The organism is Rhizobium leucaenae USDA 9039 (genome assembly GCF_000426285.1).
In the GTDB taxonomy this organism is placed as follows: domain Bacteria; phylum Pseudomonadota; class Alphaproteobacteria; order Rhizobiales; family Rhizobiaceae; genus Rhizobium; species Rhizobium leucaenae.
The window spans coordinates 264,849-287,332 of sequence record NZ_AUFB01000007.1; the positions used below are offsets into that span (position 1 = coordinate 264,849).

General features: G+C 58.7%; 23 protein-coding genes and 2 pseudogenes. 11 read left to right on the forward strand and 14 right to left on the reverse strand.

Features of this window, described 5'->3' with window-relative positions:
- Positions 1 to 69 precede the first annotated feature (69 nt).
- Positions 70 to 954, forward strand: coding sequence for a glucosamine kinase nucleotide-binding domain-containing protein (locus tag K290_RS0113620; protein WP_028752450.1), 885 nt, complete (start codon positions 70 to 72; stop codon positions 952 to 954).
- Positions 951 to 1,715: a GntR family transcriptional regulator gene (locus tag K290_RS0113625; RefSeq protein WP_028752451.1), complete on the forward strand. Its 765-nt coding sequence runs from the start codon at positions 951 to 953 to the stop codon at positions 1,713 to 1,715. The genes K290_RS0113620 and K290_RS0113625 overlap by 4 nt, the downstream gene beginning before the upstream one ends.
- A gap of 75 nt (positions 1,716 to 1,790) precedes the next feature.
- Here the strand turns inward: K290_RS0113625 and metH are convergent, their stop codons facing one another.
- Entirely contained in the window at positions 1,791 to 5,567 is a 3,777-nt protein-coding gene (gene metH / locus K290_RS0113630) for a methionine synthase (protein WP_028752452.1), read from the reverse strand.
- 242 nt (positions 5,568 to 5,809) lie between these two features.
- Here metH and K290_RS0113635 point away from each other — a divergent pair, with 242 nt between their 5' ends.
- A complete protein-coding gene (locus K290_RS0113635; protein WP_028752453.1) occupies positions 5,810 to 7,066 on the forward strand; it encodes an AGE family epimerase/isomerase in 1,257 nt (418 codons plus the stop codon).
- 43 nt (positions 7,067 to 7,109) lie between these two features.
- Here K290_RS0113635 and K290_RS0113640 read toward each other — a convergent pair whose 3' ends face one another.
- Positions 7,110 to 7,598, reverse strand: coding sequence for a heme-degrading domain-containing protein (locus K290_RS0113640; protein ID WP_028752454.1), 489 nt, complete (start codon positions 7,596 to 7,598; stop codon positions 7,110 to 7,112).
- 59 nt (positions 7,599 to 7,657) lie between these two features.
- A complete protein-coding gene (locus K290_RS0113645; RefSeq protein ID WP_028752455.1) occupies positions 7,658 to 8,596 on the reverse strand; it encodes an ATP-grasp fold amidoligase family protein in 939 nt (312 codons plus the stop codon).
- 92 nt (positions 8,597 to 8,688) lie between these two features.
- On the opposite strand from K290_RS0113645, the gene K290_RS0113650 reads away from it, so the two are divergent.
- On the forward strand, positions 8,689 to 10,197 hold the full coding sequence (locus tag K290_RS0113650; protein WP_028752456.1) for a lipopolysaccharide biosynthesis protein: 1,509 nt from the start codon (positions 8,689 to 8,691) through the stop codon (positions 10,195 to 10,197).
- On the opposite strand, the gene K290_RS0113655 is transcribed toward K290_RS0113650, so the two are convergent.
- Positions 10,194 to 11,366, reverse strand: a complete 1,173-nt coding sequence (locus tag K290_RS0113655; protein WP_028752457.1) for a GumK N-terminal domain-containing glycosyltransferase — start codon at positions 11,364 to 11,366, stop codon at positions 10,194 to 10,196. The genes K290_RS0113650 and K290_RS0113655 overlap by 4 nt on opposite strands.
- A 315-nt stretch (positions 11,367 to 11,681) precedes the next feature.
- Between K290_RS0113655 and K290_RS0113660 the strand changes: the two genes are divergently transcribed.
- The 3 genes from K290_RS0113660 (at position 11,682) to K290_RS0113675 (ending at position 13,593) form a co-directional block, all read left to right on the forward strand.
- Positions 11,682 to 12,653 (forward strand): polysaccharide lyase family 20 protein, encoded by a 972-nt coding sequence (locus K290_RS0113660; RefSeq protein ID WP_037135359.1) that lies wholly within the window; start codon positions 11,682 to 11,684, stop codon positions 12,651 to 12,653.
- 134 nt (positions 12,654 to 12,787) lie between these two features.
- On the forward strand, positions 12,788 to 13,084 hold the full coding sequence (locus K290_RS0113665) for a hypothetical protein (protein ID WP_028752459.1): 297 nt from the start codon (positions 12,788 to 12,790) through the stop codon (positions 13,082 to 13,084).
- A gap of 302 nt (positions 13,085 to 13,386) precedes the next feature.
- A complete protein-coding gene (locus tag K290_RS0113675; protein ID WP_028752460.1) occupies positions 13,387 to 13,593 on the forward strand; it encodes a hypothetical protein in 207 nt (68 codons plus the stop codon).
- Positions 13,594 to 13,732: 139 nt separating this feature from the next.
- Here K290_RS0113675 and K290_RS38940 read toward each other — a convergent pair.
- The 4 genes and pseudogenes from K290_RS38940 to K290_RS34200 all read right to left on the reverse strand — a co-directional run.
- Positions 13,733 to 14,089: pseudogene (locus K290_RS38940) on the reverse strand (sugar phosphate isomerase/epimerase); the annotation flags it as partial.
- Positions 14,074 to 15,072 (reverse strand): annotated as a pseudogene (locus tag K290_RS34195) (DUF1073 domain-containing protein); the annotation flags it as partial. The pseudogenes K290_RS38940 and K290_RS34195, both read right to left, overlap by 16 nt.
- 50 nt (positions 15,073 to 15,122) lie before the next feature.
- Positions 15,123 to 16,607 carry a phage terminase large subunit gene (gene terL / locus K290_RS0113685; protein WP_172831014.1) on the reverse strand — a complete coding sequence of 495 codons (1,485 nt, stop codon included), beginning with the start codon at positions 16,605 to 16,607 and terminating at the stop codon, positions 15,123 to 15,125.
- On the reverse strand, positions 16,564 to 16,911 hold the full coding sequence (locus K290_RS34200; protein ID WP_037135402.1) for a hypothetical protein: 348 nt from the start codon (positions 16,909 to 16,911) through the stop codon (positions 16,564 to 16,566). Before K290_RS34200 ends, terL begins: the two co-directional genes overlap by 44 nt.
- Before the next feature lie 292 nt (positions 16,912 to 17,203).
- Here K290_RS34200 and K290_RS0113695 point away from each other — a divergent pair, with 292 nt between their 5' ends.
- Entirely contained in the window at positions 17,204 to 17,923 is a 720-nt protein-coding gene (locus tag K290_RS0113695) for a class I SAM-dependent methyltransferase (protein WP_051264048.1), read from the forward strand.
- Between the two features lie 40 nt (positions 17,924 to 17,963).
- Here the strand turns inward: K290_RS0113695 and K290_RS0113700 are convergent, their stop codons facing one another.
- The 5 genes from K290_RS0113700 to K290_RS34210 form a co-directional block, all read right to left on the reverse strand.
- Entirely contained in the window at positions 17,964 to 18,629 is a 666-nt protein-coding gene (locus K290_RS0113700) for a DUF6362 family protein (protein ID WP_028752463.1), read from the reverse strand.
- Positions 18,604 to 19,026 (reverse strand): hypothetical protein, encoded by a 423-nt coding sequence (locus K290_RS0113705; RefSeq protein WP_037135404.1) that lies wholly within the window; start codon positions 19,024 to 19,026, stop codon positions 18,604 to 18,606. The genes K290_RS0113700 and K290_RS0113705 overlap by 26 nt, the downstream gene beginning before the upstream one ends.
- Before the next feature lie 50 nt (positions 19,027 to 19,076).
- A complete protein-coding gene (locus K290_RS0113710) occupies positions 19,077 to 19,367 on the reverse strand; it encodes a hypothetical protein (RefSeq protein ID WP_028752465.1) in 291 nt (96 codons plus the stop codon).
- Between the two features lie 113 nt (positions 19,368 to 19,480).
- Entirely contained in the window at positions 19,481 to 19,696 is a 216-nt protein-coding gene (locus K290_RS34205; protein WP_037135361.1) for a hypothetical protein, read from the reverse strand.
- The gene (locus K290_RS34210) at positions 19,693 to 19,899 is read right to left on the reverse strand and encodes a hypothetical protein (RefSeq protein ID WP_037135363.1); all 207 of its coding nucleotides are present in this window, start codon (positions 19,897 to 19,899) and stop codon (positions 19,693 to 19,695) included. The genes K290_RS34205 and K290_RS34210 overlap by 4 nt, the downstream gene beginning before the upstream one ends.
- A gap of 159 nt (positions 19,900 to 20,058) precedes the next feature.
- On the opposite strand from K290_RS34210, the gene K290_RS0113725 reads away from it, so the two are divergent.
- The 3 genes from K290_RS0113725 (at position 20,059) to K290_RS0113735 (ending at position 21,833) form a co-directional block, all read left to right on the forward strand.
- Positions 20,059 to 20,850 carry a S24 family peptidase gene (locus tag K290_RS0113725; RefSeq protein WP_028752466.1) on the forward strand — a complete coding sequence of 264 codons (792 nt, stop codon included), beginning with the start codon at positions 20,059 to 20,061 and terminating at the stop codon, positions 20,848 to 20,850.
- Between the two features lie 270 nt (positions 20,851 to 21,120).
- Positions 21,121 to 21,453: a hypothetical protein gene (locus K290_RS34215; RefSeq protein ID WP_037135365.1), complete on the forward strand. Its 333-nt coding sequence runs from the start codon at positions 21,121 to 21,123 to the stop codon at positions 21,451 to 21,453.
- Positions 21,450 to 21,833 (forward strand): hypothetical protein, encoded by a 384-nt coding sequence (locus tag K290_RS0113735; RefSeq protein WP_028752467.1) that lies wholly within the window; start codon positions 21,450 to 21,452, stop codon positions 21,831 to 21,833. Before K290_RS34215 ends, K290_RS0113735 begins: the two co-directional genes overlap by 4 nt.
- 160 nt (positions 21,834 to 21,993) lie before the next feature.
- On the opposite strand, the gene K290_RS0113740 is transcribed toward K290_RS0113735, so the two are convergent.
- Positions 21,994 to 22,464, reverse strand: a complete 471-nt coding sequence (locus K290_RS0113740) for an MEKHLA domain-containing protein (protein ID WP_028752468.1) — start codon at positions 22,462 to 22,464, stop codon at positions 21,994 to 21,996.
- Positions 22,465 to 22,484 lie beyond the last annotated feature (20 nt).

Consider the following 22,484-nt stretch of genomic DNA (forward strand, 5'->3'; position numbering starts at 1 on the left):
CCTATTGGTAAATGGTATTTTTTTGGTATTGTAGAAAAAACGGGGAACGAGCGGTATCCGGAGGGTGTGATGGCGGAGTTTGCGATCGGTATTGACGGCGGGGGGACAAGCTGCCGTGCTGCTGTGACGGACAGGATGGGCAAAGTTCTCGGCAGCGGCAAGGCGGGGGCCGCCAATATCCTTTCCGATCTCGAAAACTCTTTGGTCAACATCGTCGCATCGGCGCGGCAGGCCCTTAGCGATGCCGGTCTTGATTCGGAGTTGGCTCACACACTGCCCGCGGTTGTCGGCACGGCCGGTGCCAATGTTGGTGACTATGGCAAGCACGTCGAAAAAGCCCTGCCCTTCGCAAACGTTCATGTCGTCACGGACGCGATGATTGCGCTGCAGGGCGCGCTTGGCGATGCCGACGGGATTATTGGCGCATTCGGAACGGGTTCGGTCTACAACGCCCGCCGCAACGGCATGATCTGGGGTGTCGGTGGATGGGGCTTTGTCGTCGGCGACCAGGCCAGCGGTGCGCGTCTCGGCCGCGATCTGCTGGAACGCTTGCTGCTGGCGCATGACAAGGTGCACCCACCCTCGCCGATCACCGAAAAGATCATGGCTGAATTCGAAGGCGATCCCGAACGGGTCGTCGAATTCGCGCATGTTTCCAAACCGAAGGATTTCGCGCGCTATGCGCCGATGGTCTTCGAATATGCCGACAAAGGGGATGTGGTCGCCGTCGGCATCGTCAAGACGGCGGTGAACGCCATCGCTGAAAGCCTCGATACGCTGCTCTGGCCCGAGTGCCCATCGATCTGCCTGCTCGGCGGCCTCTCGAAGGCATATCATCCCTGGCTCAATCCGCGGCATAAGACGCTTCTCACGGAGCCGAAAGGCGACGTATTGCGCGGCGCGGTCGAACTGGCGGCCAAGCTCCTCCAAAAAGACTTGGGGAGCACGCGATGACCGAGGATTTGAGCCATATCTTCTCGCCGGAACGGCTGCTTGCCGGCGGCACCGGTCCGCTCTATGTCAAGCTGCGCCGTGCGCTCGAAGACGCGGTCAAGGTTGGAACGCTGAAACACGGCGACGCCTTGCCGCCGGAACGCGATATCGCCGAATATGCAGCCGTCAGCCGCGTGACGGTACGCAAGGCGATCGACGATCTTGTGGCCGAGGGCATCCTTGTCCGTCGCCATGGCTCCGGCACTTTCGTCGCCAAGCCTGTTTCGAAAGTCGAACAGCGTCTCTCACAGTTAACGTCCTTTACCGAAGACATGGCGCGGCGCGGCATGACGGCTCGCTCCGAATGGCTGCACAAAGGCGTGCACACCCCCTCGCCCGATGAAATGATGATTCTCGGCCTTGCCGCCGGCACCAAGGTCTCCCGCCTCAGCCGTCTGCGCATTGCCGATGACCAGCCGCTCGCCATCGAACATGCCAGCGTCTCCGGCGAGTTCCTGCCTGACCCATCGACAGTGACCGCTTCGCTCTATGCCGAACTCGAAAAGCGCCAGGTCCGCCCGGTTCGTGCCGTCCAGCGCATTTCCGCAACCAACATGAAAGAGGCCGACGCCGGTCTGCTCGGCGTCCCCGTCGGGGCTGCGGGCCTGTCGATCGAACGCATCTCCTACCTCGGCTCCGGGCGCGCCGTGGAATTTACCCGTTCGCTCTACCGAGGGGACGCTTATGACTTTGTTGCGGAGCTGACGATCGGGTCGACGTAGCAATCATTCAAAAGTTTGCCTTAGCAGCAGCGTGAACTGCTGCCTCGCATCGCGTCTCCGCCTCAAATCAGATCGTCATGCCGCGTCGTCCACGGCGGCATCGCGCTTTTCCGGCATATAATTGAGCACCGGCCCGAGCCAGCGCTCCACTTCGGAAACCGGCATGCCTTTGCGGGCCGCATAGTCTTCCACCTGATCTCGTTCGACCTTGGCGACGCCGAAATAATAGGAGTCGGGATGGCCGATATAGAGACCGGAGACGGAAGAACCGGGCCACATCGCATAGCTTTCAGTCAGCTTCACGCCGGTCGCCGCTTCCGCATCGAGCAGACGGAACAGAGTCTCCTTTTCGGTGTGGTCGGGCTGGGCAGGATAGCCCGGCGCCGGGCGGATGCCGGCATAGGATTCAGTCAGCAGCTCGTCGCCACTAAGGTCTTCATCCCTAGCATAGCCCCAAAACTCACGCCGCACCCGCTCATGCATCCGCTCGGCAAAAGCCTCGGCGAAGCGGTCGGCGAGTGCCTTTACCAGAATGGACGAGTAGTCGTCATTCGCACGCTCAAAACGTTCGGCAATGGCAACTTCCTCGATGCCCGCAGTGACGACGAAGCCGCCGACGTAATCACCGGCGCCGCTCGAAACCGGCGCAACGAAATCCGACAGGGCCACGTTTCGGCGGCTATCCCGCTTCGACAATTGCTGGCGCAGCGTACAAAACGTCGCGAGCTCGTCGGCGCGTCTCTCATCGGTGAACAATCTGATATCATCGCCGACCGTGCCCGCCGGCCAGAAGCCGATGACGGCACGCGGATGGAACCATTTTTCCGCAATGATCTTTTCCAGCATGGCCCGCGCATCGGCATAGAGCTGCCGCGCCGCCTCGCCCTGTTTTTCGTCTTGGAGGATTGCCGGGAAACGGCCCTTCAACTCCCAGGTCTGGAAGAACGGCGTCCAGTCGATATAGGTGGCAAGCTCCGCCAGGTCGTAATTTTCGAACACCTTTGTTCCGAAAAACTGCGGCCTCACCGGCTTGTAATTCGCCCAATCGAGCTTCTCGGAATTCTCGCGCGCCCTTGCGATCGGCAGGCGCACTTTCTCCGCCTCGCTGCGGGCATGCGCGGCGGCGACTTTTGCATATTCGGAGCGAACGGTATCGACATAGCCCTGCTTGGCCTCCGGCGACAACAGCGCCGAGACGACACCGACGGCACGGCTGGCGTCGGTGACATAAACCGTTTGACCCTTCTCGTAGCTCGGATGGATCTTTACAGCCGTATGCACGCGGCTGGTGGTCGCGCCGCCGATCAGCAATGGAATATCGAACCCTTGCCGCTCCATTTCCGAAGCGACATGCACCATCTCGTCCAGCGACGGAGTGATCAGGCCGGAGAGGCCGATAATATCAACCTTCTCCGCGATTGCCGTTTCCAGGATCTTCATCGCCGGCACCATGACCCCGAGATCGATGATTTCGTAATTGTTGCAGGCAAGCACGACGCCGACAATGTTCTTGCCGATATCATGGACATCGCCTTTGACGGTCGCCATCAGCACCTTGCCCGAGGCCTGACGTTCACCGCCACCGCCATTGGCAAGCTTTTCCGCCTCCATAAAGGGGAGCAGCACGGCAACGGCCTGCTTCATGACGCGCGCCGACTTCACGACCTGCGGCAGGAACATCTTGCCCGAGCCGAAGAGATCGCCGACGACATTCATGCCGGCCATCAACGGGCCTTCGATGACATGCAGCGGCCGCTCGGCCTTTTGCCGCGCCTCCTCGGTGTCCGCTTCGATATAGTCGGTAATGCCGTTGACCAGCGCGTGTTCCAGCCGTTTTTCGACCGGCCATTCGCGCCAGGCGAGATCCTGCGCTTTGGCTTCGCGACCGCCGGCGCCACGAAAACGCTCGGCTATATCGAGTAACCGCTCTGTGCCATCGGGACGACGGTTGAGCACCACATCTTCGCAGGCTTCCCGCAACTCGGGATCGATGTTGTCGTAGACCGCAAGCTGGCCGGCATTGACGATGCCCATATCCATGCCCGCCTGGATGGCGTGATAGAGGAACACGGCATGCATCGCCTCGCGCACCGGTTCATTACCGCGGAAGGAGAAGGAGAGGTTCGACACGCCGCCCGAGATATGAACCAGCGGCATCGTCTGGCGGATCGTCCGCGTCGCCTCGATGAAATCGACGCCGTAGTTGTTGTGCTCCTCGATGCCGGTCGCGACCGCGAAGATATTCGGATCAAAGATAATGTCTTCTGGCGGCAGTCCCGCTTCGTCCGTCAGGAGCTTATAGGCGCGCGCGCAGATGTCGACCTTGCGCTGATAACTATCGGCCTGCCCCTGCTCGTCGAACGCCATGACGACGACCGCGGCACCGTAATTGCGCAGCAATCGGGCTTGCTTGAGAAAATTCTCTTCGCCCTCTTTCAGCGAGATCGAGTTGACGATCGGTTTGCCCTGAACGCATTTCAGGCCGGCTTCGATGATCGAGAATTTCGAACTGTCAATCATGACGGGCACGCGCGCGATATCCGGCTCGGCGGCGATCAGGTTGAGGAACTCGACCATCGCCTTTTCGGAATCGATGAGGCCTTCGTCCATGTTGATATCGATGACCTGCGCGCCGTTCTCGACCTGGTCGCGCGCAACTGCTAACGCTGCCGTGTAGTCGGCATTGGTGATCAACTTGCGGAATTTCGCCGAGCCGGTGACATTGGTGCGTTCGCCGACATTGACGAACGGAATGTCTTTGGTCAGCTCGAAGGGCTCCAGGCCGGAGAGCGACATGAACGGGCGGTGCGCCGCAAGCGGGCGCGGCGGGTATTTCGAAACCGCTTGCGCGATCGCGGCAATATGTTCCGGCGTCGAGCCGCAGCAGCCGCCGACGATGTTGACGAGACCTTCGCGCGCGAATTCCTCGATCTGCGCTGCCATCATATTAGGCGTTTCGTCATATTGGCCGAACTCGTTCGGAAGGCCGGCATTGGGATAAGCGCAAACGAAGGTATCGGCAACAGCCGAAAGCTCCTGCAGATGCGGCCGCATGGCATTGGCGCCGAGGGCACAATTGAGACCGATGGTGAAGGGATTGGCATGCCGCACCGAGTTCCAGAAGGCCGACGGCGTCTGGCCGGAGAGCGTCCGGCCGGAAAGATCGGTGATCGTTCCCGAGATCATCACCGGCAGGCGGACGCCTTTTGCTTCGAATCGCTCCTCGCAGGCGAAAATCGCCGCCTTGGCGTTCACCGTATCGAAGATGGTTTCGATCAGGATGATATCGGCGCCGCCGTCGATCAGGCCGTCGATCTGCTCGCCATAGGCCAGACGCAAATCATCAAAGCTCACTGCGCGATAGCCGGGACTATTGACATCGGGGGAAATTGAAGCGGTACGGTTGGTCGGGCCGATTGCGCCAGCTACAAAACGGCGCCTTCCGTCCTCGCGTTCAGCACGGATTGCCGCCCGGCGGGCAACGGCCGCACCCTCCTTGTTGAGATCGTAGACCGCGCCCTCCATCTGATAATCGGCCTGGGCAATGCGGGTCGAAGAGAAGGTATTGGTCTCCAGAATATCCGCCCCGGCTTTGGCGTAGCGGTAATGAATTTCCTCGATCGCGCCGGGCTGGGTGAGAATGAGAAGGTCGTTATTGCCCTTCTGATGACAGGCGCAGCCAATGAAGCGATCGCCGCGGAAATGATCCTCATCGAAGCCCAGCCCTTGGATCTGCGTGCCCATAGCGCCGTCAAGCACAAGGATTCGCTCGCTCGCTGCCTGCTTCAGGGCCGCGAACACTTCGCGATCATCGCGTTTCGCTGTTTTTGAGCCAAAAAGATTGTCAAACATAAGCGAACTCCATTGGCCTGATTGCGACTTCGCATTCAGATCACATAAAGATATCTTTATGTCAACATATCTATATCTTCGCGAGACGGGATGCAAGGATAATGCCGCTCTGGTTTGTCTCCCAAAAATTATCGAGGGGACTCCGCTTCGTTCGGGCGCGGACGCTACAGGTCGATTAAAGCCATGACAGCACTTTAAGGCGGCGCTATAGGGCTTATGGCAAAGAGTCTTGGGAGGATAGCATGAGCATACAGCGTGAAGCGGCAGCACTCGGCAACTGGAGCTCGCGGGCATATCACCGCCGCTGGTTGCTTGATCAGGCTGATGGGCTTTTCGATTTCTTCCAGTATCGCGGCATCAATCCCAAGGGGGGATTCTACGATATGGACGACGCAGGCGGGCCGCTCGATGCAGTCAATCCCGTGCGGGGAATTCATTCGACCGCACGCATGGTTCATTGCTTCTCGATCGCCTCGCTGCTCGGCCGTCCCGGCTCCGAGGATATCGTCGATCACGGCATGGACTATCTCTGGAAACATCACCGCGATGCCACCCATGGCGGCTATGTCTGGTCGCTCAACAATGACGGCCCCGTCGATGCCAGCAAGCAAGGCTATGGCCACGCCTTCGTGCTACTCGCGGCCTCGTCTGCAAAGACCATCGGCCATCCGCTCGCCGACGGTATGCTTGCCGATGTTACCGAAATTCTGAACACGAAATTCTGGGAAGAAAAACACGGCGCCATCGCGGAAGAGTTCAACCAGGATTGGTCGCCGATCGACGGCGGCAGCTATCGCGGCCAGAATTCCAATATGCATTTGACCGAAGCGCTGATGGCGGCCTTCGAGGCGACTGGCGACAAAACGTACCTCGATAAAGCCGAGAGCATCGCCGATCTCGTCATCCGCCGCTCGGCAGGATCCGTTGGTTGGCGCGTTGCCGAGCATTTTGCTACCGACTGGTCGCTGGACAAGGACTATCGCGGCAACGAGATGTTCCGCCCCTCGGGCACGACGCCCGGCCACTGGCTGGAATGGGCGCGCCTTATCCTGCAGCTCTGGTCTCTCGGCGGCGAGCAGCACGACTGGATGCCGGACGCCGCCAGGGGTCTGTTCTCCCAATCGATGTCACTAGGTTGGGACAGCGACAAAGGCGGCTTCTTCTATACGCTCGATTGGGCTGATGTGCCGGCCAAACGCAACAAGCTCTGGTGGCCGGCATGCGAGGGCGCCGGTGCGGCGCACTATCTCAACGAACACGTGCCGAGCGATTTCCACGAGGAGAGCTATCGCAAGATCTGGGGCACCATCGGCCGCCACTTCATCGACCACAAAAACGGCGGCTGGCATGAGGAGCTAACGGAAGACTTGGCTCCCGCCCATACGATTTTCCCGGGCAAGGGCGATATTTATCACGCCCTACAGGCCTGCCTCATCCCTCTCTTCCCTGCAACGGGCAGCCTGACCAAAGTCATCGCCGAGGCTGGCGGCAAAATCTGAGATGAAAGGCGGCGTCCGCTAAGCCGGACGCCGCGATCCTCTCTTATGACAGGCTGAGATTGTGCAGTTCGTGGCCAAGCGTCAGCGCCAGAGCCTCGACGACAAGATTGTGGTCTTCACGCTGCGGAAGTCCCGACACGGTGACCGCGCCGATGCAACCCGTGCCGTGGACGAAGATCGGAAAACTGCCGCCGGATGCAGCATAGTCGGCGCTCGAAAGCCCGTTGTCCTCAATACTTTTGCCTTGCTGTTCCAGCCGCAGGGTGCTCGCATAACTGCTGCGAAAATAGCGCAATACCATATTACGCTTACGGCGGATCCAGTTGGAATTATCCGGCGTGGAACCGGGTAGCGCGATGTAGAAGACCGGCATAGAATGCAGCGTGATATCGATCGCGACACCCAAATTGCGTTCGCTGGCAAGATCGTGCAGCAACTTGCCAAGCACCCAGGCGGTCGAAAGATCGAAAGCATCGAAGCGCAGCGTCTCCTCCTGTAGCGCGATGCGGCTGAGGTCGTGTTCGATCGTCATGAAAATCCTTCCTCCGAAATTGGCCGGCTTATCAAACGCGAACGAGATGATTTGTCCACTTATCTCTTCGGTATGTCGAAGCCGAGCCGCCATTTTTGGCCGAGCATAAGATCGTATTCCTCAGGCTCGAACGCTTCGAATCCACCGCCCGGATAGAAGGTCAGCTCCCCGACATAGACCCAATCGGCCGCGGCATAGAGATCGACGCGGACGAAATCGATATCGCGAGCGATCGTCTCGGCAATATGAATCATCTCGTCGAGCCGCGGCGGGCGAGCCACTTCGCCGGGATAGAGGCTGAGATAGTCCGGATCGTAGAACGGCAATTTCTGCCAGTCCGGTGTGTAGTTACAAGAATAGCCTTGCTGACCTTCACGAATGTCGATCTCGATATGCGAGACTTTGCCGTTGAAGGTGAAAAGCCGGTAATCCCAGGGAACGCGCCCGTCAGCGAGCAACATGGTCTCGATGAGAATGCGGCGCTCGAGTTGGCTGTAGGCCCATTCCCTATTATAGATGACATGATCGATCGCCAGCCACTCGGCCGAAGGGTTATCCTTTAGCAAACGGCCGACATCGCTTTGCTCGTAGAGAAGCCGGCCGACCCCGCTTGCATGCGTTGGTTTGACGACGGCCGGCAGAGTAATGCGGCACCAATCAACCGCCGCCAGATCGGTGCCGACCCATTGTGTCGGGATGACATATTGGTCGCCGACACGCTCCGCTATCAGCGCCTTGGCGTCAGCCTTGTCGACGAAGCGCGAAAACAAGGGGTTGCGGTCATAAAGCTTGCGGGCCTGAATTTTATCCGTGAAAGTCTGCGGCGATTTCAGGTTCGGAAACTTGCCACGGATGACGAAGTATTTGAGCGCGCAATAAGGCCGATCCGGCAATGGCGACATCAGCCGCCAGAGCAGGTTGTGCACGCGTTCGCTCAATCCCTTTTGCAAATATCCAGGAATGAGAAATCCGTCTCGATCGGCGATTTTGTCCGTCATGTGGTCGTCTCGAATTTCAACTTTCACGCTAGTGAGAAGTATCAGTCCGCCTTTAACACAAGGTTATGAGACTACCCTCATGATTGATAGTCATGAGTACCTCTGGATCCAACCTTCTCAAGAGCTCGCTGATCAGCTTGGCGGCTACGGTGATCTCGCTTGCCGCCGGTTTCGCCAGCAGCATCATCGCCGCGCGCCTGCTTGGTCCCGCAGGCTCAGGCAAGGTCGCCTATGCGCTGTGGGTCGCGACGTCAGCCACGGCGCTTGCGGATATGGGCCTGCCGCAGACATTGCTGCGCAATGCCGGTGGTCTTTCAGGCGAAGGTGATGCCTGGAAGGCATTGGTGCGGGCAGCGCTTCGCAGCTTCTTGATATCCGTTGCAATGGTCGGCGCCGCCATCCTTGTCTTCGCAGCCATCACCTATGTGTATCGCGATGCGCGACATGCCTGGTTCTGGATCGTGACGGCCCTGCTGTTCTTGAGCTACGCGTTCTACGTCCTTTCGACTGCCGTCGCCCGCGGCCGCCATCGCTTTGGACAGACTGCCCGCAGCACAGCGCTTGCCGGCCTGCTGCAGGTTCCATTGGTTCTCGCCGGGGCTTGGCTCCTCGGCCCGACCGGGGCGCTGATCGGATACGTCGCCCGTTATCTACCCCAGGCATTGCAATTGCGCGGCTATATCGATCGGAGCGTTCCAGCCTCCAGCAACGCATTGACGCCGGAAATGCAGCGATATGGCCGCTACATATGGCTGAGTGATCTCATCGAAATCCTCGTGCTGTCGCGCGTCGAATTTCTCTTCCTCGGCTTTTTCTTCTCGTCCACCGGCATCGGCTATTTTGCCGCCGGCCTCGGCCTTGCGGGGTTGATCGAGCAAGTCATGCTGCAGATCTCGCCGGCCCTGATCGTCAGCTTCGCCGACGCCCACGCGAAGGGCGATCAACGGGCACTGCAGGCTGCCTATGGGCGGGTCATCCGCATGGTCGCGCTCGTCATGCTGCCGATCAGCTTCGGTGGCGCGGCGATCATGCCCGATTTGATGCCGCTGATTTTCGGCGACGCTTTTGAGCCCGCCATCCCGGCTGCAGCCACGCTGCTTGCGTTTGTTTGGCTCGCCGGTCTCTCGGTCATCCCTTGGGGCATGATCAGCGCCTCAGGTCGCAGCGATCTGCTACTACGCGTGCAGATCACCAGCGGTCTGCTGACGATGTTGCTGCTCGCTGCCATGGTGCCACTGGCCGGCTTGGAAGGCGCCGCACTCGCTCGCGCAACAATTGCGACGCTGACCTTTCTGCTGCTGGCTCGAACCGCCTGGAAGAACGTCCACACCGTCGTGCCGCTCGTCGCAGTGGCAAAGACGATATTTGCGGCAGCTTTTTGTGCGGCTGCGGCGGGTCTCGCCGTCTACTGTCTCGACGGCCTGGCTGCGATCGCGAGCGCCATTCCCGCCGGCGCCATTGCCTATATGCTTGCAGTCCGGCTCTTGCATCTGGTGGAATCGGGCGACAGCCGGCTGTTGATGGACACGATCGGCGGCAAGCTTCCGGGACCATCCCGTCCGCTGATCAACGGCCTACTCGCTTTCCTCGCACCAGGTTAAGGCGCAAGCTTAACCTCAAAGGCTGCATTCAGCGTTTGCAGAGCGACATCATCCCACGTCAGAATTCCCTTGCGAAAAGATGGTGAACGCCGCATCGACAGCGCCGCATCGATCTTCTCACGCCAAGCGGTTTCGCCGTCCATGCGGTAAGCGATGGCATTGGAGCGGGTAAAAGGGATCAAATCAGGCAGGAGGATCGGCAGGGCGCAATAGCTATATTGCGCAAGCTTGAGGCTCGACTCCGCCAGATAAATCTCGTCCGCCGTCAGGCGGTAGGGCGCGATGCCGAAATCCGCATGCTGGAGATACGGCACGATGCTTTCAAAATCACGTTCCCCGTAGATTTTGACATTCGATTGCGGCGGATCGCGCCAGTCAGCGCCGAAAATATGGAAATCTACATCCGGTGCCGCGGCTGCCATTGCAGCGACAGCGGCCTCGTCGAACAGCATATTGCCGATCGAGATGGCGTTCTGACTGCCGGATGGATAGGGCGAAGGTTGTTTGCGGTCGAACAGAACCGCGTCGATGCCCTGTTGAATGACCCGTACGCGCCCACCCGGCGGCAGCAATGCCCCGAGCCGTTCCGATGGCACGCAAACAGTATCGAACTGATGGATCGCAGCGGCCTGGATCCGCTGCAATACAGGGGCAGCACCGACGCTTCGTAGCAGGTCACGGCAGAAATAGAGGGTCAGCGCCTTCGGATTGAGCTTCTTGACATATTTGAAGAAGGCGAGTGCCGAGCCGCTTTCGATCAACACCAAGTCGGCTGCGGCAAGGACGCGCCGCGCGAAGCCCGGCAAATAGTTGCCGTAGAGCTGGAAAAGCAACTCGTTTGCGGCGTTGAGTACACGATTGCCGGAACTGAAGGCATGCAGCGGCGGCAGGTAGGCGCCTGCTTGAAGATTTGCCGCAATTGTCTCGAATCGGTTCGCTTGACACCGCGACAGCGCTCGAAACCGTGGACGATCTTTGAGCAATGTCAGCCAGCTATGGCCTATGGTGACGAAATGGACGTCGTGCCCCTGCTCTGCCCACTGGGACGCAACGAAATGGATCGACGCCTTGCGATAACCGCGCACAAAAACATGAGATGTCAAAATGACAATCTTTCGTCGTGGCTCGACGGCACTTGCCGTCTTGACCCTTGGCTCCAGGTCTGTCATGGCCGACCCCAAAAAGGCGCTTCATGGCCGGCCTCATTCATGACCGACATTGAAAACGTTGATTCAAGCTGCGGCGGCGAACGTTCATGTCCGGGGCGCGGATTTCCGCAGGCAAAGCCCAATTTGTATCAAATTGAACCGGAAAGCGTCTAACAGGGGGTTAAAGTGGAATTGTCAATTCATGTAACGATGTGAATTGATCCCCGTTTCGGCGTCTGCCGGTGATCACTTACCAATGCTGCCTCCTCTTGCCCAGCGAAGACGAACAGGTCATTGATAGTGTTCCAAAATCATCCGCCGAAGGAGCCTACTTTCATGAACGCAAGATATGCACTGCCCGCCATCCTGGCCTGCACTTGCACCTGCGTCTTGACTCCCGCTATGGCCGAGGATCCAGCTCAATTGGTTCTGCACGACGGTTTCGACGGTACCGACTTCGCCCCCTCCGGCCGTCTCTATTATCGCGACAATTCCGAACAGAAAGCTGGCAAGGTTGAATTTCAATCGGAAGTAAAGCGCACCGGTACTGGCGCGCTGAAGCTCAGCGTCAAACCGCTCTGTCAACCGGACAAGGCGAACTGCAGTGAACGAGCGGAAATTTGGGAACGCACCAAGTATCGCGTCCCTTATGATCAAGGCGTCTGGTACGGCTTCTCGGTCAAATTCGCCAGCCCCATTCCCGCCGGCGATCACCGCTATCTGATTGCGCAGTGGAAACGCGAAATCGGGCCGAAGGCAAAGGGTGATTTCAGCCCTTTCCTGGCGCTACGACTGAACAACGGCAAACTCTTCGCCACGGTCGAAACCAACTATGTCGCGCCGCCGACGACAGAGGTGAGTGACGCGACAAAAAAATGTGACGACAGTCAGACACCGGTCTGGTTCCGCTCGGACACCAACCAGATGCGAGCCCTTGTCGCTACCGACCGCAATTGGGGCAAGGAGGATGGCAAGGAATTTACCGGCTGCACCGGCGCCATTACCATCACCAACCGTGGCAACAAGTTGCCGACGCCAGATTCCGGCTGGATCGACTTTGCCATCTACAGCAAGCCTGGCCCTGACGGCACAGGCCATATCGAGATCTTCGCCAATGATAAATGGATTGTCACCGTCAAGGGACACATCGGTCATGCCGACAAAGGTCTAGGCAAAAACCAGTATTTCAAGTTCGGCCCCTATCGTGCTGCCGATACGACGGAATGGACGCTCTATTACGACGATTTTCGCCGCTCACCCCGTTGCGCTGATGTCTTGTCCGATGCAAATCTCTGCCCATTGAAATGACCGATGTCTGAGCGTTTTACCCACCATGACACCACTGCGAAAAGCCGGTTGCCACCGGTCCAGATTTTCGTAAGATTTGCGTGAACTTTTTTGCCTGTCATTGGTTATCTGCCTCAGCAGAGGAGACCACTGAAATGCTCACCACTCATCGTGACTGCAAACACCATGTGGAGAAAAATGCCATTCCTTCGCTTGGTGAAATCGAAGGGCGTGTCGCAGTCCTCGAAGTCGTAGCCCAATCTGCCCTGACGCATGTCTTCTTCGAAGGCCATGTCGATGTCGATGCGACCTTGCTTTCTGAGATCCGGAGGGCCATGCATCGCAAATGCCGGGAATTGAAACTTGATGGCGAAGATACCGCCTCCGCCCTATCTTATGCAGAGGAATTGATTGAAGCGGCGGTGGAGGCATCGCACCCGGTTCATCAATGATGCCTTCGCGGCCAAGACTGATCCTTTTGATCATGGTGGCGCTCGCTCTTGCGCTGGGCGCCCTCTTATTCGCTGTGCCACACAGCGGCAAGGATCAGATCGAAAATCCGGCCCCACACGCACCGGATCAGACGCCGCAATAATCCCCTTCGAGCAAGCACCTGTGCCGATACGGAACTATCCCTGTATCATATCAGGCTGCCGTTAACGCCGGCGATAAAAGCCGGTTGCAAACTTTTGGAATCAAAGCACTCTTTGCTCCGCCTCCGCTCAAGTTCGAACTTCCAACCACGGTGCAGCGAATGTCTATGATGGTCAACTCGCCCCTATATCCAGATGATGTCGATATCCTCGCCGGCGCCCTCTATGCCTGGTGTGCTGAACGCAGCATCAAACTGCAAAGCCAGGAAGGCTTGTTTGCGGCGAACGTCGCAATCAGCCTCTATGACGCTGGCTATCACACTCAGGATCAACTGCTCGGCGCCCTTCACAACTACGAATTTCATTGAAATCGTAGCGCCGGTTCAAACAGCCATCAGCGCTTCATCGTCGAAGGCGGCCTCGCTGCACTTAGCGGCAGCGCGGGATTTCGGTCTACGAAAAGCACGCCTGCACCGAAGAGGGCTCTCCGCCACGATCACGGTGCGATCACGCCGCCGCGTTGGCCTTTCCCAATACGCCCAAGATATAATCCCGCTCCTCCAATATGCCCGACCATTCGTCCTCATAAAACGTAGAGTCGTAGATCAACGTGAAAGGGCCTTTATAGCCGGCGGCAATGGAAAGTTCGACGCAGCGAATATAATCCTCGGCATCGAGGCCGGCTTCCGAATAATGCGCCTTGGCATGACAGAGTTCGGCACGGCCCATGATGTTGGCCAGATCGCCATATTTGCCCGCGCCGCTCCAATTGCCGAAATCGCCGTTGAGACCAAGCTTTCCATCAAGCGCATCAAGCACACGATGGACCTCGACCGGTCCCGGTAACAGTGAGAACCAGTTTTCTTCATGTCGCCATCTCCGGTAGCGTTGAGACCGGCAGGGGATTGGCCGAGCAGGCGAGTGACCGGAATATCGGCGGCACCGGAGACGATCTGCATGAAGGCCATGAGGATGTCCGTCAGCCCCGCCAGCGGCGCGCTCTTGCTATCGTACTCTTCCTCACTGTCGAGGATCAGCGTCCCGTTGACGCCCTTGATAGTGTTGGCCAGCGTATAGCGGCGCAGTACAGCATCCTCATAGGCCTGATTGCCGATATTGGCCGAGAATTGCGGTACCTTGATAATGTCGATCTTCGCCTCGAAGATGAGACTGGCGATATTGGCTGCCGTGCTGTCAGCATTCTTGATGGCATCGAAGGTCGCCGTGAGCACGCTCTCGCCCCAGCCGTGACCGCGCTGCCCCAACGTGCCGCCAAAATCTTCGTCCGGCGCCATCGCGCCGTTGAAGATCACCAATCGCGACGGATGAATGGCAACCTGCGATCCGTTCGCCCCCGTCAGCGTGTAGCATTTCGGCCTGCCATACCATTCCGACGTCGGATCGCGATCGATCTCTCCCGCGGCAAGTTGACGACGCGTCAATACGGTCAGATGCTTCAACCCGCCTTTTCCGACACGCTCGACCTCGAGCGGCAGCGAGGGATCGGTATCGCCGGTGCCGATGAACAAGGCCGCGCCGCCGAAGAGCCGCCCCTTTTTGGATGCCTCCAACACTTTGCCACGCAGGTTTAGGCGGCGCTCCTCGGCCTCGATTGCCCCGATCTGGTCGCTCTCGGCCTGCCAGTTGCGCCATTTGCGGCAACTGTCCAGCGCCGGGATATCGACGATCTTGCGCGGCAGCCACGAACCACGATAGGCGGCAATGATTTGTTCGTCGGTGAGGATCGGCTGGGTATAGAAGGCCGATGCGGCCTTGTCGCGCTCCGTCCCCATCCGAGACGCAAGGCTCATCAGCCCATCGCGAACCATCGAGAGTACGTGTCCCATGGAGTATCCTTTAGCATTTATGTGAAGGAGAGACCCTTGTTCAGAGGGGTCTAGAAATTCTTGAAGCTGAAGGAGGAACCCAATGCCAGCTCGTTCAGCGCATCGGCAAAGGCATCCACCTGATCGTCGAACTGCGCATTCGGAAAGGCGCAGATCTCATCGAGAAACGCCTCGTTCCAATCGCCGCGCAACAATTTGACGTTTCCAGCCTCGGCCTGCGCGGAAGCCGGTTTGGCGCGCGTCGCCTTATCACCGGTAATAGACATGACCTTGATAGGAAAACCGGCAAGCAGCTTGATCTTCGTCTCCGCATCGGCCTTGCCGGCGGCGCCAGGGTCTTGCGGCATGCGGATCATCACCGTCGGTCCATCCTGCGTCGCCAGGTTCTTCAGATTGCGTTCGACCTCCGCCGGCGACCAGCGGCCACGGGCGACAGTCTCCACATAGAAGATGCCATTGGCTTGCGCCATGCGCAGGCCGACTGTCCAGTCCGGCTGGCGGCCCGGGCGTTCCTTGGAGGCCGCAAAATCCCAGGCGCGGCAGCGCTTTGCGCCTGCCGGTACGGCATCGACGATTTCAAAATCGCCACGCTGGAACAAGCCGCCCGAGCGTGGCGACGGCCGCTGCTGAAATTGGCCGGCGACGGCGTAGGAGCCGAGCGGCACCTTGTCCCGCTCCACCACCGCGCGCGGAAAGCGTTCGGGAAAGAGCAACTCGCCCTCTTCCCTTCGCGGGTCTTCAAAACCGATCGACGTTCGGCATCGGCGCTCCGGCTCGAATTCCATCGGCAGCATCAGATGCTCATAACCGAGCCCAAGCGCCACGATCGTGCCGGAGACATCCGCCTCGTGCAGCCGCTGCATAATCACGACAATCGCCGAGCGCTGCGGATCGTTCAGCCGCGTCGGCACAGATTCGCGGAAGGTACGGATGGTCGATAGACGCTCCGCTTCGGATTCGGCGCCATCGACCGAATGCGGATCGTCGATGATCACCCGGTCGCCGCGCCCACCTGTCAGCCTTGAAAACGGCACGCCCTGGCGAAAGCCGGTACGCGTATTCGCAAAGGCCATTTCGCCCGTTCGCGTCAGCTTCACCCGGTCGCCCCAAAGCGTCTGATACCATTCCGAGGCGACGAGATCGCGCATGCGCCTGTTGTCGCGTTTGGCATAGTGTTCCGAGTAGGAGGAGCCGAGATAGCGCATCTCTGGCATGTTCTTCGGCCCCCATTCCCAGGCGGGCCAGAAGACTCCGCAGAGCAGCGACTTCATCGTGCCGGGCGGCACGTTGATCAGCAGCCGCGTGATCTCGCCTGACGTCACCGCCTCGAGATGCCGGCTGATAGCGTCGATATGCCAACCATAGACATATTCGACGGAAGGCTCGACGACATGCCAGGCCTCGCGAACGAAACCGGCAAGCGACTGACAGCGCGCCCGAATACCCTCGGCATTCTCGGCAATCTGCCGGGCGAGTTCCGCCCGCTCCGCCTCAGCTTTCCGTCTCGTCTTCTCCTCGCGTATCGCGGCCATCATCGCCGCCGGATCCGGCAAGTGGACCGAAGAGGGATTCGAGTGTCGCAAGCTGCTCATCCGTGGCGTTGGTTAAGTCGATCGTGAAACTCTGGCCGCCCTTGGCGCCGCCACTCTGGCGTTCACTTGGTTTCTGATGAACATAGGATGCGGCGATCTTCGCCATTTCATCCCGCCGTTTCTGATCCGCCTCGTCATCGCGCATGACTTTCAGCATATAGTCGAGCGGCGTATCGCCGGCGGACGCGGTTTTTCGCCGGCGCGCACGCGGCTTGCGCGGCACGACAGGCTTGTCGGCAGTGGACATGCTTTGGAATTCCGATGGAACGTTGAAAGAAAGAAAGCAGCTGACAACGGAGCCGCTTGCGGTCAACAGTGCGTCGCTGCAACTGTTCTCATCATGCCAAAATCAATACCCTAATTCGTCGCAGTTGGCGACACCCTTGATCGATGAGGCGGCTGCAAGGATTGGGAAATCTTTGACGATGCCACGGATAATCACTTGAAATTACATCAAAATATCGCACTCTGTCGTCCGACGATCAGAGCAAGATTGCTCCCCTTTTTCCTTCAAAAGGCTTCAACGCCAGACAAAGCGAATGACTAAGAAGCAAGATCGATATCAGCCCGATCATAATCATGCGAAGATCGCCGCGGCGCAGAATTTCATCTCTGCCAATCTTCCCATCGCGCCGGTCCCTTCAATTCAAGAGATTCGCCTGCACAAGGCCGGACCGCAAAGCGGTTTGTGGCGGCTTGCCGAGCAGGATCAGGAGTTTGGTTCACCCTACTGGGCGCATCATTGGGGTGGAGGATTGGTGCTGGCGCGATATCTTCTCGATCAGCCCGAAGTCGTCTCTGGCCGCCGCGTGCTCGATCTCGGCGCGGGCTCCGGTATTGTCGGCATCGCAGCGGCAAAGGCGGGCGCAGCGGAGGTGATCGCGGCCGACGTGGATCCCTATGCTATCGCAGCGACAGGGCTGAACGCCGCCATCAATGGCGTGACGGTTCTACCTATCCTCACCGATCTGACGACGGGCGAGCCTCCCGTCACGGACATTATCTGCGTCGGCGATCTCTTCTATGAAGCAGCGCTTGCCCAGCGCATGACCGCATTCCTTGACCGTTGCCTGACAAGAGGCATCGAGGTCCTGATCGGCGATCCCTGGCGTGCCCATCTGCCGCAGTCGCGGCTGCGGTTGCTGGCGGAATATGCTGTCCCGGATTTTGGCGCCGCAACCAGCTCGAGACCGAGCGGGGTCTTTGCATTTGAAAGCAAAACGCCCCGGCAATGCCGAGGCGATGAAGATCAGTCCTGACGACGAAAACCCTGGCCGTGGACCGTGGCCGATAGCCAACTTAAGCTTTCATCTTCGCACGCCGCCGGTTCTCTCGTTCCAGGCGTTTGGCCAAGGCTGCCAGCTCCGGGCTGGCCGCATCGAAGACCGGCTTTGAATCTTCCGGCAGCCAATGCGTCTCGTGCTTTACGGGCGGCGTTTTCACTCGCTCAAAACTCCCTGCTGAATTCGGCATCATCGGCGATATGCGTGACCAATCGGGCTCCTGCAGCGAGGGCGAAACTGCAAGCAGTGCATTGGCGACATTTTGAAATTCGCTCTGGATGCGTCGTTCCGCCGTTCGCCTCACCCGGCCGGTCCTAACGCAGAAATCTCGGAAAGAACCGACAATGTGAGGCGCGGCAAGACAGACCGACCACCGGGAAAGCAGGATGCGGCGCTCCTGATCCCTGACATAGGTCAGCAACCAATCCTGCAGCACTTCTTCCGAGCGGCTGATAGCCGCCGCGTTCGGACGATAACGGATGCGGGTATCGGCGTGGTCTGTCAATTCCGGAAGAACATCAGGCCAAAGCGTGCGCACCCGATCCGGGCGCACGCCCCGCACATGGAGATGAATCATCGTGTCGGCAGCCTCGACGAAGCGGGCACGAACGACGAGGCTCAGATCGGCGATCTCGGCCGCGCGTTCGGAAAGATCGTCAAACTGCAAGGCGCTGCGGTGCATCAAGTCGCTTCTCCAATTCCCGATAGATCAAAATCCGAAGTGTGGCACGCACCGGCCATGGCCGACGCGCCACGGCATCGGCGCGCAAAGCGCCAAGCGCGATATCGTCGAAGGCGACGAGCAGATCACCGGGCCGGGCCAGCGCCCAATCCTGGCGCTGGACCAGGATGTCGGATACGGCTCCGATCGTATCCGACCACAGTTCGTCGCGGTTGTTGCCCGTCTGGCGAATACAGCGCAATACGAACACCAAATGTCCGTCACCGTGCTGTCCGCGAATTTCCTGCATGGTGCCCCGAGCATGGCTTTGCGCCGGCGCGCGGCGGCGATGAACTGGCACGAGCTTGATGCCGAGCCCGTCGAGAAGAATATCGAGCCTGCCTTTGGTCGTAGGCATATTGACCTCTTTCGGAAGAAAAATGAACGCAATCAACGGCGACCGCTTGGTCACGCCACCTTCCCGCTCGCTGCACCGGCGTCGGCAAAAGGGTGCCTCGGCTTGAAGAGGGCTTCCGCCTTTGACATCCTCTCCACCCTCGCCCCGTCGCGCAGCATCGGCGTGTTGAGGTAGGCAACCATCGCCTCACCGGCTGCCGCCTTGGCCGCATCCTCAGTCGAGAAGACGATGGGCTCGCCGCGATGATCCCTAAGGACTTCATTCGTGGCGCGGTGGACCTTGCGTATCCAGCCGAGATAACCGCCGGCGACAGCTTCAGTACCGATTTGAAATTCATTCATGGAAACCTCCTCTGGCCGCTTCGACCAGGTTTTCGAATTAAGTTTTGAAAGTCGTTCAAATGCCCAGCCGCAGGCCGTCAGCAGGCGCGCAATCTCGAGCGCAACCCGAATGACTAAAGTCCTCGAAGCTCGCTGCGATCGGCCTCTGATTGAAACTCGTCATTGATCATGCGGAAATGGACCAGATCCCCCTCCGGCGCGCCGCTGGCGTCATCATCCTGACCGGCAAGCATCGAGGACGAAATGATCGGCTTCAGAGCAGCAAGAACACAGAGGAAGAAGAGCGCCGCGCCAAGGCAGGCAAGAAGACCCTGAATCACCTCGCTCATACCGCCTTCTCCATACCGGGCTCGCTCTCGATCGAATCGAAATCGGATATTTCCGCCGGCTCGACGCTCTCGTCGCAGGTTTCACAGTGCCGCTCGATCACCTCCCCGATCGACAATGCCCGACCGCAGCCGGGGCAGCCCCAGAAGAAGTCGAAATAACGTGAGCTCAAATCCACCTTTGTGCCCTTTCTAGTCGAGATCATACGATCACTCCCAAAATCATCGTTCCGCCGGGCGCCCTTCGCCTCGGCACTTTAGCCTGCAGCGAATTTCACCGCCGGCATCTTGATGGACACAAAATATGTTGTTATTAATGTCGATGTCAACATGATTTATGTTATTTATTTTGCGAGTGTCGGATCATGCAAAAATCCATGGGCGAACGACTGAAGGCGGCGCGCGAAGCCGCAAATTATCCCTCGGCAACAAAGGCGGCGGAGGCACTCGGCATCGGCCTGTCCACATACCGAGCGCACGAAAACGGCCAGAACGAATTCGGCCCCGAGATCGCTGACCGTTATGCCAAGAAGTTCGGCACCACGGCTGGCTATCTCCTGACCGGAGAAGGGCCAAGGAAGGTAGAGCGACCGGGGCCACGCATGGTGGTCACCTCCTTCGATCCCGACGAACAGTACAATGAAGGATTTGCCGAAGGCGGCGACGACCTGAGCTACAGTCGGGAACATTGGCAACCGAAGATCGAAGGCGCGACGCCGGAGGTGGACGTCAAACTCGGCGCCGGCAGCGGCATCGTCGGCGAAGTCATCAATCTGCCGGTCGGCGCGGGCAATGTGGCCGGTCATAAGATCGTCGCGGAATGGCTGATTCCATCGGGCTATTTGCGCAACGAGGCAAAGGCATCGCCGAACCACACCATCATCATGGAAGTGATCGGCGATTCCATGCAACCCACGTATATGCCGGGCGACCGCGTCGTCGTTGATCTCTCGCAGAACCAGATGACGACCGATACAGTCTATGCCATCAGTGATGGCTATTCCGAACCACAGATCAAACGCCTTCAGCGCGTCCCCTTCACCCAACCCAGCCAGGTCAGAATCATCTCCGACAACCCCGCGCTGGAAACCTTTACTGTGGAATTGGCACGGCTGACGATCATCGGGCGCATCTGCGGGCACATTGCCAGAAAGTAAAACAGAACCGCTCTTTCCGTCCAAACCGGAATCGACGGCCATCCTAGGCGAATGCAGCTAAACATTATTTGTGTTTATTTCCGATTGAAAGACACAAATAATGTTGACACATATCGTGCTATATGACAGCTTGCCTTTCGGAGCCGATCGGCCCGAAACGGAATGAGCCCGCGCAAGTCCGGAGATATTGCGTGAAGTCAGCGAAACCGGATCACGATCGGACGAACGCAGATGTTGCAGCCACCGGCTGCAGAAGGGAAAATGCCATTGATGCCTGCGAAATCCGATGTCATGACGACCGCATGGACGCTCTATCGCCGCGACACACAGTTGCGCCGGCCTTCGACGGCGGCAGCGCGGCGTAGATGGTTCGCCCGCGCCCTCTCGACAGCTTGGACATGGTCGCGCCAGCAAGCAACCGATGCGACCAAAACCGAAGACCAGAGCCGCGCCGACCTCATTGCGAACTTAAGATTGGAATTGCTGCGCATCGACGCCCGGCCATTTGGAATGTCGATCGCCAGGGATCGGGCCATGCTGACGGAAGAGATCCATCGCCTGTCCGCCAAATCATGTGTGTCCGCTGCACGAATGGCCGCATGATGGCTGGCGAAATTTTCTCCTGCGAATATTCATTCGACGAGCTCGCCATCAACCTCTGCGATCGCTGGGAAACCGGCCTGCTGCTCTATGGCCGCGCCGAATTGACGTCGGCGGGAGATGGTTATGATGGCGAGTTTTATGTCTCGGCGATCCGCTTGGATGGTGGCGCACGATTGGCACGGCCGCACCCGGTCAGCAACGCAGCAAGCTTTGAAGCCGAATTGTTCCGCCGTATCGCCGCGGTGATCGAGAACGACAAAACGCCCGATGGCCGTCATGCCGCCGAGCTGTTCGCCAACGAGTATGAACAGTCTAAGGAGACTGATTACGACATATATCGCAAAATTGAACCGGAGAGAGCATTGGCGCCAATGGCATGATACCCAGCGATTTCCCTACGCTGAAACAGGATGCGAATCAGCCGCTTGAGGTTCCGCCTATACGCGACCGAGAAGCTGGCGTGCCGGCATCCCTGATGTCGGCATGGCCAAATGAAGTGGCATCCCACTGCCATAAGCTCGGCGTTGGAGCACACCCTGCCTATACATCCTTCCATTTCGAAAAGGTCGCCGCCTGCCCACGCCGGTTTCCGTCGCGGTCGATGAGCTGCCAGACAACGCCGTCTTCCATCCAGAAGCGCCGTCCCGACTTTGTGATCCGCAGGCCGCGATAGCCCGAGATATAGCCGTCCCGCGTCACCGCATCCAACAATTGCTGCCGTTCGGCGCGGTTGGGCAGTTCCGCCGAAAGCCGCGACGGCAAAGTGATGAATTCATCCCAAGGATATTCGAAACAAGTCTGACCAGCTTTATTAGCATAAATGAAACGCGGGTCGGCATCGGTATTGTGCGCCACCACCACGAAAGGAGCATCGTAATAAAGCCAACTCGGTCCCTGCCCCTCGCCGACGAGAAGCGATCCGACGATGCGGGCATAACTTCCGGTGAGCAGATCGAAAAATTCAGGATCAACCGACAGATCGGAAGCATTGCGTTCCGGATTCATGGCCATAGACATCTTTCCTGTTGAGC

Coding starts and splice junctions, on each gene's coding strand:
- K290_RS0113620 (WP_028752450.1), top strand. CDS start 70: ATGGCGGAGTTTGCGATCGGTATTGACGGCGGGGGGACAAGCTGCCGT.
- K290_RS0113625 (WP_028752451.1), top strand. CDS start 951: ATGACCGAGGATTTGAGCCATATCTTCTCGCCGGAACGGCTGCTTGCC.
- metH (WP_028752452.1), bottom strand. CDS start 5,567: ATGTTTGACAATCTTTTTGGCTCAAAAACAGCGAAACGCGATGATCGC.
- K290_RS0113635 (WP_028752453.1), top strand. CDS start 5,810: ATGAGCATACAGCGTGAAGCGGCAGCACTCGGCAACTGGAGCTCGCGG.
- K290_RS0113640 (WP_028752454.1), bottom strand. CDS start 7,598: ATGACGATCGAACACGACCTCAGCCGCATCGCGCTACAGGAGGAGACG.
- K290_RS0113645 (WP_028752455.1), bottom strand. CDS start 8,596: ATGACGGACAAAATCGCCGATCGAGACGGATTTCTCATTCCTGGATAT.
- K290_RS0113650 (WP_028752456.1), top strand. CDS start 8,689: ATGAGTACCTCTGGATCCAACCTTCTCAAGAGCTCGCTGATCAGCTTG.
- K290_RS0113655 (WP_028752457.1), bottom strand. CDS start 11,366: ATGACAGACCTGGAGCCAAGGGTCAAGACGGCAAGTGCCGTCGAGCCA.
- K290_RS0113660 (WP_037135359.1), top strand. CDS start 11,682: ATGAACGCAAGATATGCACTGCCCGCCATCCTGGCCTGCACTTGCACC.
- K290_RS0113665 (WP_028752459.1), top strand. CDS start 12,788: ATGCTCACCACTCATCGTGACTGCAAACACCATGTGGAGAAAAATGCC.
- K290_RS0113675 (WP_028752460.1), top strand. CDS start 13,387: ATGTCTATGATGGTCAACTCGCCCCTATATCCAGATGATGTCGATATC.
- terL (WP_172831014.1), bottom strand. CDS start 16,607: ATGATGGCCGCGATACGCGAGGAGAAGACGAGACGGAAAGCTGAGGCG.
- K290_RS34200 (WP_037135402.1), bottom strand. CDS start 16,911: ATGTCCACTGCCGACAAGCCTGTCGTGCCGCGCAAGCCGCGTGCGCGC.
- K290_RS0113695 (WP_051264048.1), top strand. CDS start 17,204: ATGACTAAGAAGCAAGATCGATATCAGCCCGATCATAATCATGCGAAG.
- K290_RS0113700 (WP_028752463.1), bottom strand. CDS start 18,629: ATGCACCGCAGCGCCTTGCAGTTTGACGATCTTTCCGAACGCGCGGCC.
- K290_RS0113705 (WP_037135404.1), bottom strand. CDS start 19,026: ATGCCTACGACCAAAGGCAGGCTCGATATTCTTCTCGACGGGCTCGGC.
- K290_RS0113710 (WP_028752465.1), bottom strand. CDS start 19,367: ATGAATGAATTTCAAATCGGTACTGAAGCTGTCGCCGGCGGTTATCTC.
- K290_RS34205 (WP_037135361.1), bottom strand. CDS start 19,696: ATGAGCGAGGTGATTCAGGGTCTTCTTGCCTGCCTTGGCGCGGCGCTC.
- K290_RS34210 (WP_037135363.1), bottom strand. CDS start 19,899: ATGATCTCGACTAGAAAGGGCACAAAGGTGGATTTGAGCTCACGTTAT.
- K290_RS0113725 (WP_028752466.1), top strand. CDS start 20,059: ATGCAAAAATCCATGGGCGAACGACTGAAGGCGGCGCGCGAAGCCGCA.
- K290_RS34215 (WP_037135365.1), top strand. CDS start 21,121: ATGCCTGCGAAATCCGATGTCATGACGACCGCATGGACGCTCTATCGC.
- K290_RS0113735 (WP_028752467.1), top strand. CDS start 21,450: ATGATGGCTGGCGAAATTTTCTCCTGCGAATATTCATTCGACGAGCTC.
- K290_RS0113740 (WP_028752468.1), bottom strand. CDS start 22,464: ATGGCCATGAATCCGGAACGCAATGCTTCCGATCTGTCGGTTGATCCT.